General features: G+C 42.4%; 16 protein-coding genes. 7 read left to right on the top strand and 9 right to left on the bottom strand.

The genetic code is table 11. From position 1 onward, the window contains the following. Positions 1-53: 53 nt before the first annotated feature. Positions 54-449 (bottom strand): helix-turn-helix domain-containing protein, encoded by a 396-nt coding sequence (locus F8S12_RS27040; RefSeq protein WP_196519376.1) that lies wholly within the window; start codon positions 447-449, stop codon positions 54-56. Positions 450-476: 27 nt separating this feature from the next. Here F8S12_RS27040 and F8S12_RS41025 point away from each other — a divergent pair, with 27 nt between their 5' ends. Beyond that, the gene (locus tag F8S12_RS41025; RefSeq protein WP_230968302.1) at positions 477-902 is read left to right on the top strand and encodes a hypothetical protein; all 426 of its coding nucleotides are present in this window, start codon (positions 477-479) and stop codon (positions 900-902) included. 122 nt (positions 903-1024) lie between these two features. On the opposite strand, the gene F8S12_RS27030 is transcribed toward F8S12_RS41025, so the two are convergent. Next, positions 1025-1690, bottom strand: coding sequence for a phytochelatin synthase family protein (locus F8S12_RS27030; RefSeq protein ID WP_196519375.1), 666 nt, complete (start codon positions 1688-1690; stop codon positions 1025-1027). Between the two features lie 441 nt (positions 1691-2131). Here F8S12_RS27030 and F8S12_RS27025 point away from each other — a divergent pair, with 441 nt between their 5' ends. Continuing rightward, on the top strand, positions 2132-2374 hold the full coding sequence (locus tag F8S12_RS27025; protein ID WP_196519374.1) for a CopG family ribbon-helix-helix protein: 243 nt from the start codon (positions 2132-2134) through the stop codon (positions 2372-2374). Between the two features lie 46 nt (positions 2375-2420). Here F8S12_RS27025 and F8S12_RS27020 read toward each other — a convergent pair whose 3' ends face one another. From F8S12_RS27020 to F8S12_RS26995, 6 genes are all read right to left on the bottom strand, one after another. Beyond that, positions 2421-2699, bottom strand: a complete 279-nt coding sequence (locus F8S12_RS27020) for a DUF29 domain-containing protein (protein WP_196519373.1) — start codon at positions 2697-2699, stop codon at positions 2421-2423. An 87-nt stretch (positions 2700-2786) separates the two neighbouring features. Further along, complete coding sequence (locus F8S12_RS27015) at positions 2787-3002, bottom strand: BrnA antitoxin family protein (RefSeq protein WP_196519372.1); 216 nt, start codon at positions 3000-3002, stop codon at positions 2787-2789. Between the two features lie 11 nt (positions 3003-3013). Continuing rightward, positions 3014-3346, bottom strand: coding sequence for a DUF5615 family PIN-like protein (locus F8S12_RS27010; protein WP_196519371.1), 333 nt, complete (start codon positions 3344-3346; stop codon positions 3014-3016). Further along, positions 3343-3567, bottom strand: a complete 225-nt coding sequence (locus F8S12_RS27005; protein WP_012412401.1) for a DUF433 domain-containing protein — start codon at positions 3565-3567, stop codon at positions 3343-3345. The genes F8S12_RS27010 and F8S12_RS27005 overlap by 4 nt, the downstream gene beginning before the upstream one ends. 13 nt (positions 3568-3580) lie before the next feature. Further along, positions 3581-3859 (bottom strand): LapA family protein, encoded by a 279-nt coding sequence (locus F8S12_RS27000; RefSeq protein ID WP_196519370.1) that lies wholly within the window; start codon positions 3857-3859, stop codon positions 3581-3583. A gap of 65 nt (positions 3860-3924) precedes the next feature. Next, complete coding sequence (locus tag F8S12_RS26995; protein WP_196519369.1) at positions 3925-5349, bottom strand: phosphoglucomutase/phosphomannomutase family protein; 1425 nt, start codon at positions 5347-5349, stop codon at positions 3925-3927. A gap of 146 nt (positions 5350-5495) precedes the next feature. Here F8S12_RS26995 and F8S12_RS26990 point away from each other — a divergent pair, with 146 nt between their 5' ends. The 4 genes from F8S12_RS26990 (at position 5496) to F8S12_RS26975 (ending at position 8729) form a co-directional block, all read left to right on the top strand. Next, entirely contained in the window at positions 5496-6350 is an 855-nt protein-coding gene (locus F8S12_RS26990; protein WP_196519368.1) for a PD-(D/E)XK nuclease family protein, read from the top strand. A 145-nt stretch (positions 6351-6495) separates the two neighbouring features. Next, positions 6496-6945: a hypothetical protein gene (locus tag F8S12_RS26985; RefSeq protein ID WP_196519367.1), complete on the top strand. Its 450-nt coding sequence runs from the start codon at positions 6496-6498 to the stop codon at positions 6943-6945. Between the two features lie 167 nt (positions 6946-7112). Beyond that, the gene (locus F8S12_RS26980; RefSeq protein ID WP_196519366.1) at positions 7113-8006 is read left to right on the top strand and encodes a papain fold toxin domain-containing protein; all 894 of its coding nucleotides are present in this window, start codon (positions 7113-7115) and stop codon (positions 8004-8006) included. Positions 8007-8027: 21 nt separating this feature from the next. Continuing rightward, positions 8028-8729, top strand: a complete 702-nt coding sequence (locus tag F8S12_RS26975) for a hypothetical protein (protein WP_196519365.1) — start codon at positions 8028-8030, stop codon at positions 8727-8729. Between the two features lie 183 nt (positions 8730-8912). Here F8S12_RS26975 and F8S12_RS26970 read toward each other — a convergent pair whose 3' ends face one another. After that, entirely contained in the window at positions 8913-10583 is a 1671-nt protein-coding gene (locus F8S12_RS26970; RefSeq protein WP_196519364.1) for a transglutaminase-like domain-containing protein, read from the bottom strand. Positions 10584-10850: 267 nt separating this feature from the next. On the opposite strand from F8S12_RS26970, the gene F8S12_RS26965 reads away from it, so the two are divergent. Continuing rightward, a complete protein-coding gene (locus F8S12_RS26965; RefSeq protein WP_196519377.1) occupies positions 10851-13709 on the top strand; it encodes a cation-translocating P-type ATPase in 2859 nt (952 codons plus the stop codon). Positions 13710-13785: the final 76 nt, after the last annotated feature.

Raw genomic sequence — 13785 nt, 5'->3', positions numbered from 1 at the left:
CTTTATATGATGCTTCTATCCCTTCTACTGCTTTTAACCATGTTCGTATTTCCTCATAAATGCGTGAATCCTTCTGATTGTTCAAGCTCTTTGTCTAGCTGCTCTCTTACTTGTAAGCTAATAATTGCTGGTCGCCCTGGACTCTTTTTCATTGATAATAGACCGTTGATTCCTGACTCTTGATAATCCTTTAACCATCTTTGTACCGTTACCCTTGCTCTTCCTACTACCACCGCCACATCTTGTATTGTTTTCACCTGTCCTATTTTCAGCAAATACAAAGCTTGAATCCGTTCAAGACTTGATGCTGTTTTTTGTTTTCTCAACAACCCATGTAATTCCTCTTGGCAGTACAACGCTGAGGTCAACACTGCGATCGTTAAAATTGAAGCAGCAAGAGACTTTATGGAATAAGTAAGACGGCGGATTACTGCGACTATACAAGCCAAGTATCGTACTTGGGGAGGTAATTAGAAATGTCGTCCAAAAAAGTTACTACAGTAGTCAAGGAATTTATCAATCCGGCTGAATGTTTACAGCAGATGGTTTCAGCTTATACTGAATATAAAATAATTGCCGAACAGGAACAGACAAAGAGACGAGAGATTGAGGCTTGGGAAAACGAAACAATTACTAAGATTAACGCCCAGCGAGAGTTACTGATGGCGTATCTAGATCGCTCTTTTGATGAACGTGCAGAAAACTTTCGCGCTTTATTTGCTGTCGTTGACAATGCGATGCCTTCGGCGGGCTACGCCTACGCATCCGGCAATAATGACCAACTAGCCCTTACCTTAAACTCAATTACAGAAATAGCTAAATCTAGCCCCTTCAAAGAACTTGCAAATTTAGCTTCTGTTCGCGCCGCCCTAGATGATCCAAATCACGAATGGACATTCTGATTTTATAACAGCGCGATCGCTCTGGCACAACATTAAAAAAGCCTGCCAACGTAGGCTTTTTTAATGTTATGCGAGGCTTACAGGTTACAAGCGCTTAGTGGATTGTCAACTCGCTTTAACACTCAACCATTATCAGAATGAAGAGCGTTTAAGGCAATTTCTGATGGATGAACTACTCCATTACCTGCTAGATTAGCTTCCTTTTTTCTACGCAGCACAATCATGCCACGAGAGCGATTCGATGAGGAATCCTTGTCCACGCAAGCGGCATATAGAAGCTGAATTGGGCATCTCCAAAACCGGGTATACCGTTTGGGATTTGTATCTGCAATGGTGATTTCTTGAGTGTTCGAGTCATAGTCTGCCAATAAGGAGAAGTGACCACCTTCTAAACTTGGATTTTCATGGGCAATACGGGTATTGAAGTTAAGAATGTGGACATCATTTTCATCATTAACGGCGGCTTCAACTTCACGGATGAATGCTTCAAGCGTCATACTCGGTTTATCAAAATGCTCTATCCGAATGGACAACGGTAATCCTTTTTTTTCAAGGTAAGTTCGACAGGTGTCGTAGGTTTCTGCTAGCGTCATGCCATCATCTAGAACCGATGCGATCGGCAGTTGGGTGGCATAGAAAATGTCATCAACAGTTGTCAGATATCCCAATGCGGTAAAGGCATAGGCAATTGCAGTGACATTACAACAGAAGATGGGTTGTTGAAACTGATGTAGTTGAATGATTTCCAAATCTCGTTTGGAAATTTGAGCCAGGTTATCAATATCCATTTTTCTACCTCCTTAAGATATATATCGATTAACTCAGTACTTACGCGCAAACATGATTTATAGTACCGCGTATAGATATACATTTCTACAGATAGTGATTATGTTGGCGAATTGCGATTAACCAATGCGATCGCATCCGGCAGTAATGACCAACTAGCCCTTACCTTAAACTAAATTACAGAAATAGCTAAATCTAGCCCCTTCAAAGACCTTGCAAATTTAGCTTCTGTTCGCGCCGCCCTAGATGATCCAAATCACGAATGGACATTTTGATTTTATAACAGCGCGATCGCTCTCCCAAAATTTTCTAAAAAAGCTTGCCAACGCAGGTTTTTTTCATGTAGTGCGAGGCTTATAGGCTAGAGGCTCTCTGAGATAATAGCGATCGCCACTATAATTATGTTGCATTGCCACATATTGCAATACAACTTTCATAAGACGATGAGCAAAGAAAATATTACGTTTCAGATAGATAGCGATCGCAAAGCTGCACTTGATAAGATCGCAGCCAGAATAAACCGTGATCGCAGCTACGTAATTAATGAGGCGATAGCCGCTTATCTAGAGATATATCAGTGGCAAATCAAGGAGATTCAAAAGGGGATTGCTGAAGCGGATTCTGAAGACTTTGCTAGTGATGAAGAGGTAAAAGCGACTTTTGCAAGACTCACCGATTCATATTAATTGGCTGCGTCGTGCGCTTCATACCACACAGCCACCAATACACTTATCAAATATCGCTTACTTCCGGTAGCCAGTCTTCATCCAGAGAATCGGTGATAGAATCCAGCCAACTATCTGAGCGACGCTGGGGTTGATATTGCCACTTGAGCAGATGTAACATTAAGCGAGTTAATTGACTGGCAATACCTCGCCGTTCACTTTTGCCCAAGCCTTCAACTTCTTCAATCAGATGTTCTAGATCAACTTCTTGCCAGCAATGCGATCGCAATAGTTGCGCTGTCTGTTCAATCCACAAATTAAAATCTGCTGTATAAGTTGCACTCATAGCCGTTATCGATCAACTGCATAGCTTAGGTAAACCAAAATATCCTCATTTTCCGATGCGCTCAAGTTCCTCTCGCAATACTCGCCGTCATGTCTCTTCTAACGGTTCAGGGCGCTGCTGAATATACTCACGCAAAGCATCGTTAATAAAAGTTTGGTAATTTCCCCCACCTGCTGCGTGAACTTGGTCACGAAACCATGCTAATACTTCATCATTTAGGTAAATTGTAATTCGAGTTTTACCTGTTGGTGTTGGTTCAATTGCTCCCCGCTTACCCTGACTAAAATCATACTCAGCTTCCATAGTTTCTAAATCTAATACAGTGTCAAAACTCCCAAATCTGGATTTTTGTCAAAAGCTTGGATATCCTCTAAATGCGATCGCAAAATCTCTTCAATCTGTCTGGTTGAACAATTGCCATAACGAATCCAAATCACTTTGGGAGGAAATCCTCGTAAAATGCTCAACTCGTTAAAATCAGCATCTCTCGTTACAACAGTAAATCCACTTTGTTGGGCATAATCCCAAACAGTTAGATCATCTGCTTGATCTAAGCTTATGAGAAAAAGATGCTGAGAGTTTGGGTACATATCAGCCAGTCGATCAACTAACCGAGGTGATAAGTTATGGTCAAACAATAACTTCACGCTTGCATTGTCAGCATTTGCCGTTCTCGATCAGCTGCATAGCTTAGGCAAGCCAAAATATCCTCTTGTGTCAAATAAGGAAAGTCATCAAGCAGTTCCTCGTAGGTCATGCCAGAGGCAAGATAAGATAAAACATCGTATACAGTAATTCGCATTCCTCGAATACAAGGCTTACCACCTCGTTTTCCTGGTTCGATTGTAATAATGTTCTGGTACTGCACAGCTATTCAAACCCTAAAAATCTTCATCATCAACAAAAAATTCTGCATCATCTTCCAATCGAGAATTACCCTGCCCAATACCAGCAAGTCCCCAGAGAGGTTGCAGCAGTGCCATACCAACTAACCCTACACCGACACTAAAAGCTAGCACTAAACCCATTGGTATTTGAATCGATTGGAATGTTAAGAATTTTAACGATACGGGTGTGGCATTTTGGACTGAAATAATTGCGATCGCTATTACCCAAACCGCCACAACTATAGATGTCAAAAAAGGAGCGAAAGTTTTCATATCTTAATAAAAGTTAGGAGTTAATAATTTTTAACTTATAACTCCTAACTCCTAAGTCTAAATTATTAAACTGCTACTGCCTCTAGTTTAGCAATGGCACTCTCTAACTCTTGGGCGATTTTGGTGAGTTTTTCGGGAGTGTTGGTTTCGAGGTAGACGCGCACCAGTGGTTCTGTACCGGAAGGACGCAGTAAAACCCAGCTACCCTCTTCTAAATAGAGCTTAATACCATCTTTACGCCCCACTTCCTTGACTTTAATTCCTGCTACCTCTGTAGGGGGATTTTTGGTAAAGGAGTCGATGACGGCGGTTTTATGCGCCTCTGTGAGGTGCAAATCAAGGCGGTTGTTGTAAAGTGGGCCATCGGCTTCAGCGATCGCTTCTTTGACAAGTTGACTTAAGGGTTTGCCTTCATAAGCGATCGCTTCTGCCACCAGCATATCGGCTAAAATCCCGTCTTTTTCGGGAATATGCCCGATAATACTCAAACCGCCTGATTCTTCTCCACCAATTAATACAGCAGTTTGGCGCATTTTTTCGCCGATGTATTTAAAACCAACTGCTGTCTCATAAATTTGCAGCCCATTTTTAGCAGCGAAATTATCCAGCAGGTGGGTTGTAGCCACAGTGCGGACTATTGCACCAGTTTTACCTTTGTTTTTGATTAAATGACGTGCTAGAACTAGCAGCACAGTATTAGGAGTGAGGAAGGTTCCTTGTTCATCAACGATACCAAAGCGATCGCCATCTCCATCGGTTGCTAAACCTAAATCAGCGCGATCGCGAACTACTGCTTCCACTAACTCAACTAATTGTTCTCCTTTGGGTTCTGGCATCCCACCGCCAAATAACACATCCCTCCAATCGTGGAAACTTTCTAATTGAACGCCACTATGTTGCAAAACTTCATCTAAATAACCGCGAGAGGTAGAATAAAGGGCATCGTACTTTACCTTTAAATTAGCGCTTTTGATTTTTTCGACATCAAGTAGAGTGTAGATAAATTTCAGGTAATCAGGTTTGGGATCAAACATCGAAATTGAACCTGATGGGCTGCTTCCAGGCAACTCATCCGATGCACTTTCGATATTTGCCACAATAGTATCAGTAATCTCTGGAGTGGCAGGCCCAGCATAATCGGGTATATATTTAATTCCACAGTAGGGTGCTGGATTATGGCTAGCAGTAAACATCAACGCTCCTGCGGAATTTAGGTGGCGGGCGTTGTAGGCAATTACTGGTGTGGGACAATCCCGATCAGTAATTTTGACATTCCAACCCAAGTCTGCTAGTACTTGGGCTGCTGTTTGAGCAAACTGGTCAGCTAAAAAGCGAGTATCGTAGGCAATAAGTACTGGTCTATCTTTTGTGTAGGCTGTTTCTAAATAAGTAGCGATCGCCCTTGTTACTTTCCGCACGTTGGGAAATGTAAAGTCATCGGCAATAATTCCTCGCCATCCATCGGTGCCAAATTTTATCTTGCTGGACATTTTTGCCACTTGCTCCCGTACATTATCAGTACTATAAAAGCTTCCCGCAAAGCGTGTGTAGCAGCAAGTATCTCCCGAAGTTCTTTTTTAAGGAAGTTTTAGCTTAAACTTCTCCCCACTGTATTTTCTCTCACTGTTTCTGAGCAATGTCAACCCCCGATCGACCTTTTGCCAGTTATCACCTTTGGTCTCTAATTGCCCCAGCGATCGGGCAAGAACGCTGGCATTGCCAGATGAGACGGGGGTTTATCAAAGCGCGGCAACACGAACCACAAGTCAAAGTACTTTTAGCGCAAGCCACCGCACCCCAGCGCATTGGCATACTCGCCCAAAAAGGCATTTATGAGTTTCATCATCACAGTTATCTCCTGAAGCAATCAGATGGTGTAGAAAGAGTTGCACAGCTACTTAAATTAGCCAACTCAAGCGATCAAGTCCAGCAACGCGTGTTGCAAATTTTGAAAAAATATCACGATGCTCCGTTGCTTCTGGATAAAGATATTATCCAATTAACTCCGGGTGATGAAGGCTTTCCCAAACCGATTCTAATTGAACAAGAATATTATTGCTTTCGCTTATATGCGGCTATGGACTGCGTTTTTATTGAGTCTGATAGTACTTTACATATTTTGGATTTTAAAACTGGTAAGTCGGCTTTTGATCGACGACAGGCATTAGTTTACTTGTTAGCTGCTCGTTATCTTTATCCTGGACGAAAAGCTGTTGCATCATTTTATAATTTAGAAATAGCTAAAAAATCTGAGTTAATTAGCATCAATAATAGTGAATTAGAATCTTTAAAATTTGAGTTAGCTAATGTTGCCCACAAGCACCAGCACGATTTGCAAAAATATCAGGAAGAAAGTGGTAATTTCAGTAAAATTTTCCCCCCAAATCCTGGTTCTCACTGTCGCTTTTGCCCATTTAGCTCAATCTGTGAATTTGCCGATTTTAAGCAGCCTCAATCATATCCAATGCCCAGTTTAAGAGTTAACAGCTAATTGTTTTACCTCTTTATCTTGGTTCAATATTTAAAAAACAGCTGCTAAATCATCGTATAGTTACTGACTTCACTTTCGACTCATGTCAGACAAACTAGATGTAAGCTGCACCTCTTTTATCTTGGACTGTGAGGAGTTAAAACTAATGCGATTAACCACAAAGAAATCTGTATCTAGATTAGTTGGAATTTGGACGTTTCTTTTACTTCTAATATTTAAAGCAGTTTTTCCTCAACTAGCTTTTGCTTTCGTGTCGTCATTGGATGCTTGTGCTGTTCGACCTGAATGTGCTGCGGCTATAGGCTTGGAAGTAGCTCCTGCTATTGCTGCTCCTACTTCTGTGGGTGCTGGTGCTTCAGCTATTACCACTACTACAGCTGCTGGAGCTACTACTTCTTCTGTCCAAACTGTTGCTGGCGCTACAGTTGTTGGGAATATGCGCTTACCTGGAGTTGCTGCTTTTTATATCTGGAACAAGAGTCAAAATGAGCAGGCTCAGGAAAAAGCTAAAGATAGATATTGCCAAGCCAATCCTAAAGATGAGGTCTGTGCTGGCAGATCGTCAATGAAAATTAATTATAGCAATCCTAAATGAGTCGTGAAAAATATAAATAAGGAAACGAACCGCCAAGAACGCCAAGGACACAAAGGGAAGAAAGAAGAAAGAGATATAGAATTTTCACAAATGATTTAGGACTGCTATATAGGTACGAAAGAATCTCTACTGGTCAGCAGACTAATGCTGTAGTTAGAAGTAATTGCTTGCCACCACAAGCAACTTTTACTTTTACAGGTCAAGCTTTAGGGTTTACTGACGGTTCTGGTTATTTTCAAGTCCTTGATGGTGTTTGGAATGGCTACACACTAATTTCTCATAGTGAAATTATTACGGATTGTACTATTCCCAACTTACCTTGGAAAAATTGGCCTCAACAAAAACGCAATGCTGCTGTTAATTTACTAAATAATTCTGACTGGCAAGGTTTAATTAGTTCAATGCCAGCAGGAGGCATATTAAACCCTGGAGATAAGATTCATGCTCCTACAATTGTAATTCCAGGGCAAGAAACAGACGACCCTCTTACGCCATCAGATGAGCGGTTGTTGAAAAAGGAGTCTGGATTTTTTACTTTTCCTGGAATTCCTGATTTTGATAAAGATGGTATTCCAGATTCAATTGACCTAGACAATGATAATGACGGAATAGTAAATACGAATGATCCAGAACCGCGCAATCCTAATATTCCATTCGCAAGTAGTTTACCTGATGAGTCAGCAAAAGTTACTCCTGAAGTACTTCAAGACATCCGCGACATTGTAAGTAAGCATGAAAATTGGTTTTGTGTTGAATGTGCTGATGAAATTGAAGCTTACTTGAGAGAGCAAGGTATTCATGGAGAGCGCATTAAACTTGATACGACGAAACAAGAGGCAGAAGATGATTACATTATGGATAATAGTCTCCCAGTAAGTGCAGATGCTATTTCAATTAATGGGCATCATGAAGGAATTGCGATTAAAATAAATGGAGAAGAAAAAGTTTTTGACAACCACCATAGTGATGGACTAACAAAGGAGCAGTGGATGAATAATCTCACATTTTATAGCAAGGAATATAACGGAGCAAGTTTTCGGAAATCAGGGTACTCATTTTAAATTTAGGTGAAGGTAATCAATATGAATAATCTTGCTAAACTTCTCCAAGATATCAAAGATAACCCCACTCTATATTTAGATAAACCCTCGATTACTTGTCTTCACTCATTTTTGATTGGGTATTTAGGCACTCTAAGTAAATTGGGGTTTACTCAGAAAGGTTGGGCAATGGAAGGATTTCAAGAGTGGATACAAGAAAGAGCAAAAACTAAGGTTTCACAATCATGGGCGGGAATAATTCTTTTTGGCGGGAGCGAGAGAAGTGCCTTCTATAGTTTTTTTAACCTATTTGATGAATTTTTGAAACGGGAGAAGATTTCAAAAAATGAAAGTAATGAAATTGGAGAAAATTTAAAATTTAATGTGGATGATTTGAAGCCCCGAATATATGATTACAATCTCTACGAGATTATAGGGCGTATTAAAAAAAGTCCAGGTATGTTTTTAGGTACTGCTTCAATTACTAAGTTTGATATGTATTTAAGAGGATACATACTTGCTAAAAGAGAAGTTGCTTTACCTCCAACCAGTCAAGAAAGAGAATTTGAAGGTTTTCAATCATGGATTGAAGAAAAATATGGCATTAAGTCAGGTCAGTCATGGTCTAAAATAATTCTTTTCTATTCTGTAGATGAGCATGAGGCACTACAGAAATTTTTTGAATTGTTTGAAGAATACTTGAATAGGAACAAGAGTTTAGAAGTTGACGAAAATTGTGGTTAATCAGAGATTATTAAGGCGCGTTAGCCTACGGCATAACACACCCTACTAGCGTGGCAAGGCTAAAATAGTGCATTATATTGGGTTACGCAAAGCCTCCACCCAACCTACTTTTTGCAACATTTTAGCCTTGCCACGCCATTACTCGCTTTCTCAGCGCCTTTCCAGAATGCCCAATACCCTAATTTAAAAAGGCGGTAATTCTTTAAGAATTGTGAACCGAATATGATTTATCGCCAAATCACCGATGGGGATATCTTCTTTGGTTAGCCGTGTACCTTGACTTGTCACGGTTTCAAAGGTGATACCTTTACCAATTTCAATGTGATACCAACATAAGCCCATAAAAAAGCGCGTCGGATAAGGCCCACCTTCAGTTACATCATCAGGATTTGATTCCATTGGCAACCAGCCAAAATTCGGGACGTAGAATTCCAGCCAAACATGATTAAAGTCAGGTTGTAGGGGTACTCCTACTAAGTCACTATGGGGAGGACATTTATACCTACCGACGGTGCGGCAGGGGATGCCATTTAAACGAGATAGAGCAAGTAAAACTCCGACATATTCACCACAGGAACCAATGCCACGTTCTAAAACTATATCTGGCGTGTCAATGTAAGGTTTTATGCCGTAGGATAACTGATCATATACGTAGTTGCGGATGCTGTACATTTTCCGCAGCACATTGGTTTCAGTACCAATCGCTTCTCTGGCGGCACGGCGAACGATGGTACTATCCATTGCTAAATCGTCGTCATCGAGTAGGTAGCGTGTTTCTAATTCTGGCGACAATTGCGGTATATTTTCCACATCTCTGGGTGTAATGCGATACTTAATCCCTCGAACTTCCAAAAGTGCTTTCCACCCAAATATGTGCCGTTCTCCTGGGGCAAGAGAATCAAATTTAAAGACTGCTACACGCTGTCCACCGATCACTTCTTCGGTAAAGGATCTACCAATGGGTTCAACGTGTTTCACCTTTTGACGCTCAGTTTCCGATGGTAGGGCAATCCGCCATTCTACATCAGGTAAAGAAACCTCGTCTAAGGGAGCAATTTCCTCAGCATAGGACATTTCGATGAGATAGCCATTAGAGAGGGCGTAGCGGTTATCTGGCTGGTAATCATAATACAGAGGATGAATAAAAGTCCGATCGCGGAAGGTTAACTCATGACTTGGATCAGCATTGGGGTTATCTCGAATATAAGCCTCCTCTGAGGCGTAGGCGACATAAATACTTTCTTTGCCTGTTTCACCATTTTTATGAATCGCTATGCCTGTGGGAGATTCAAAGGGTGTTAGGACACTAAATTGAAGTTCTCCTGTCGCCCTATCCATCGCGTAAACTGATTGTTCGGTGCGATCGCAAATCCACAGCATTTCTTGACTAACTGCCAAATTTTCTATCCCAACGCCTGGGGCATAAAATCTGGTAATCTCTTTTCGCGTTTCGCGGTCAAAAATCAGGACGTAGCCTAGCTTTTGGCAACTGACATAAACTGCTGTTTCCCAAACCGCAACACCGTCAGCCGGATAAGGCAATGTCACAAACTCTTCCAAAACCAAAGCATTGAGGTTGCAAAAGTAAACACTATTTTCTCGGCTGACCCATAGAGTATCTTCCCACGCCGCTAAACCAGTGACATCGGTAAATTCTTTAACTTGATGGGGATTGAGAATTTTGCTGTTGTCGGAGGTGGGATTAATCTCCAGTAGATGCCCTTTAATCCTGTCAATAGCAATTAGTCTATCTTTAATGAAAGTGATGCCAGACAAGGCAGCAGCAGTAAGCGGTCGAATTGTTTTTTGCCCAAACATCTGGCTAACGGTCAAAGTAGGGAGTGTAAAACTCATAAAACCTTGTGGGAAGTGTAAAAACCTCTCATCTGGGGCTTATCGCCACGTTTAGAGCGGGTACTGACAATTATCGGTAAAATTTGTTCCAAAAAACTCTTTCGTGAGAAATAATACTATTTCAAAATCAGAAGAATTTACAAATATTAAGAATTACAGATACACTCATACAGCTGGGCGATCGCCTTAATGTAACTTTAAGAGATGGTTTTCCAGCCCTCACTAAATTATGATCGAATTCTGTAACCATTTCCTGTGAACTACACGATGTCTGCTAATTCTCTGCCTGAAACTGCCGCCGTTTGGCATAGTTTAGAAGTTGATAAAGCGTTAGACCTGCTCGATAGTAACGCAGACAGTGGCTTAACACCCCAAGATATTCAACAGAGGTTGGAAAAATACGGCCCCAACGAATTACAAGAAGTTGCTGGCCGTAGTACTTGGGAAATTCTGCTGGATCAGTTCAAGAACATTATGTTGTTGATGCTGATTGGCGTAGCTCTCATTTCTGGGCTTATAGACCTATGGGGTTGGCGAAATGGCACCCTAAAGCCTGGTGAAGTGCCATTTAAAGATACGATCGCTATTTTAGCAATTGTCATTCTCAACGGCATACTCGGCTACGTCCAAGAAAGCCGTGCCGAAAAAGCCCTAGCAGCCCTGAAAAAACTGACTTCTCCCTTAGTGCGAGTGATGCGCGACACCAGACTGGTGGAGATAGCAGCCAAGGATTTAGTTCCAGGGGATGTAATGCTGCTGGAAGCTGGGATGCAGATAGCCGCAGATGGACGCTTGATCGAACAGTCTAATTTACAAATACGAGAGTCGGCGCTGACGGGTGAAGCCCATGCTGTCAACAAACAGGCAACACTAAAATTACCAGAAGAAACAGATTTAGGCGATCGGATCAATTCAGTCTTTCAAGGAACCGAAGTCGTCCAAGGACGAGGCAAAGTTCTGGTGACTAACACCGGCATGACAACAGAATTGGGCAAAATTGCCACGATGTTGCAGTCGGTGGAAAGTGAGCCGACACCGTTACAGCGACGGATGACTCAACTGGGCAATGTCCTAGTTACGGGTTCTTTAATTCTCGTAGCGATCGTTGTTGTCGGCGGTGTGATCAAGGATCAAGGTTTTAAAAACATCCAAGAACTCTTGGAAATTTCCTTGAGTATGGCGGTTGCTGTGGTGCCAGAAGGTTTACCAGCTGTAATTACCGTCACCTTGGCACTGGGAACTCAGCGAATGGTACGTCAAAATGCCTTGATTCGCAAATTGCCAGCAGTGGAAACACTGGGTTCTGTAACTACCATCTGTTCTGATAAAACCGGCACCCTGACTCAAAATAAAATGGTGGTGCAATCGGTTTACACAAATAACAAAACTTTTCGCGTCACCGGCGAAGGTTATGCTCCCACAGGGGATTTTCAGTTAGATGGTCAAAAAATTTCCCTAGAGGAGTTTCCAGAAATTTCAGCGATGTCAGTCGCTTGTGCCGTTTGTAATGATTCGGTGTTGCAAAAAGAAAAAGGTGAATGGGCAATTTTAGGAGATCCCACAGAGGGAGCATTAGTCACCCTGGCGGGAAAAGCCGGAATCGAAAAAGACCAGTGGAACAGTAAGTTACCTCGCGTTGCCGAGTTTCCCTTTTCCTCGGAACGCAAGCGAATGAGCGTGATTTCTCAGGTGAAAGAAGTCGCCACAGGTGAAGCATCTCCCAGGGGTGTTGACCCAGCGATCGCTAGTTTTATCCAATCTGAACCTTACTTAATGTTTACCAAAGGTTCACCAGAGTTAACCTTGGCACGTTGTACTCAACTTCATTTGGGTAATGACACGGGTACTTTGACTGAAGAACAACGCCAGAAAATTTTGGCAGAAAATGACAAAATGGCGAGTAAAGGTTTGCGGGTGCTAGGTTTTGCCTACAAACCCCTGACGGAAATCCCACCGGAAGGTTCAGACGAGACATCTGAGCAAGGCTTGGTGTGGCTGGGATTGGTAGGAATGTTAGATGCGCCACGCCCAGAGGTGAGGGCAGCAGTCCAAGAGTGTCGAGATGCAGGCATTCGCCCAGTCATGATTACTGGCGACCACCAATTAACAGCACGAGCGATCGCTACGGATTTGGGAATTGCCAAAGAAGGCGATCGTGTCCTCACAGGTCAAGAATTGCAACGGATGAGTGACCAGGAATTAGAGCAAAACGTTGACTTGGTAAGCATCTATGCCAGGGTTTCCCCAGAACACAAACTGCGAATTGTCCAAGCACTGCAACGCCGGGGTAGATTTGTAGCGATGACAGGTGATGGCGTTAACGATGCCCCAGCCCTAAAACAAGCTGATATCGGGATTGCAATGGGCATCACTGGCACCGATGTCAGTAAAGAAGCCAGCGATATGGTGTTACTTGATGACAACTTTGCCACCATTGTCACCGCCACCAAGGAAGGCAGAGTAGTTTATACCAATATCCGCCGTTTTATTAAATACATCCTGGGCAGTAACATTGGCGAAGTTCTCACAATTGCAGCTTCACCCTTGATTGGTTTGGGAGGCGTTCCCCTGACACCCTTACAAATTCTCTGGATGAACTTGGTAACAGACGGTTTACCAGCCTTGGCGTTAGCTGTAGAACCTCCAGAACCAGATGTAATGCAACGTCCGCCTTTTAGCCCCCGCGAAAGTATTTTCGCTAGGGGATTGGGTTCTTATATGATTCGCATTGGGATAATATTCGCCATTATCAGTATTACTTTGATGTGGTGGGCTTATCAACATACCCATGCCCCCGGCTATGAGCGCGATCGCAATACTTGGAAAACAATGGTATTTACTACCTTGTGTATAGCCCAAATGGGTCATGCGATCGCCATTCGCTCTAATAACCGACTGGCCATTGAGATGAATCCCTTCTCGAATATTTTTGTACTAGCTGCTGTTGTCGTCACCACGATTTTGCAGCTGATGCTAGTTTACGTCCCACCCCTGCGAGATTTCTTTGGTACTCACTATCTGAGTCTAGAGGAATTGGGGGTTTGTATTGGCTTCAGTGCCTTAATGTTTGTGTGGATTGAATCGGAGAAGATATTTTTGCGGATTATGGGCAAGAAGGCTGTGTAAATTGGGCATGGGGCATGGGGCATTGGGCATTAGTTATTAATTCTTCTCCCTCATCCCCCCACTCCCCACTCCCTAC

Source organism: Nostoc sp. WHI (genome assembly GCF_015714725.1).
In the GTDB taxonomy this organism is placed as follows: domain Bacteria; phylum Cyanobacteriota; class Cyanobacteriia; order Cyanobacteriales; family Nostocaceae; genus Nostoc.
This window is presented reverse-complemented; position numbering and strand designations above follow the sequence as displayed.

Coding starts and splice junctions, on each gene's coding strand:
- F8S12_RS26990 (WP_196519368.1), top strand. CDS start 5,496: ATGTCAACCCCCGATCGACCTTTTGCCAGTTATCACCTTTGGTCTCTA.
- F8S12_RS41025 (WP_230968302.1), top strand. CDS start 477: ATGTCGTCCAAAAAAGTTACTACAGTAGTCAAGGAATTTATCAATCCG.
- F8S12_RS26965 (WP_196519377.1), top strand. CDS start 10,851: ATGTCTGCTAATTCTCTGCCTGAAACTGCCGCCGTTTGGCATAGTTTA.
- F8S12_RS27020 (WP_196519373.1), bottom strand. CDS start 2,699: ATGAGTGCAACTTATACAGCAGATTTTAATTTGTGGATTGAACAGACA.
- F8S12_RS26985 (WP_196519367.1), top strand. CDS start 6,496: ATGCGATTAACCACAAAGAAATCTGTATCTAGATTAGTTGGAATTTGG.
- F8S12_RS26995 (WP_196519369.1), bottom strand. CDS start 5,349: ATGTCCAGCAAGATAAAATTTGGCACCGATGGATGGCGAGGAATTATT.
- F8S12_RS26975 (WP_196519365.1), top strand. CDS start 8,028: ATGAATAATCTTGCTAAACTTCTCCAAGATATCAAAGATAACCCCACT.
- F8S12_RS26970 (WP_196519364.1), bottom strand. CDS start 10,583: ATGAGTTTTACACTCCCTACTTTGACCGTTAGCCAGATGTTTGGGCAA.
- F8S12_RS27015 (WP_196519372.1), bottom strand. CDS start 3,002: ATGGAAGCTGAGTATGATTTTAGTCAGGGTAAGCGGGGAGCAATTGAA.
- F8S12_RS27000 (WP_196519370.1), bottom strand. CDS start 3,859: ATGAAAACTTTCGCTCCTTTTTTGACATCTATAGTTGTGGCGGTTTGG.
- F8S12_RS27030 (WP_196519375.1), bottom strand. CDS start 1,690: ATGGATATTGATAACCTGGCTCAAATTTCCAAACGAGATTTGGAAATC.
- F8S12_RS27025 (WP_196519374.1), top strand. CDS start 2,132: ATGAGCAAAGAAAATATTACGTTTCAGATAGATAGCGATCGCAAAGCT.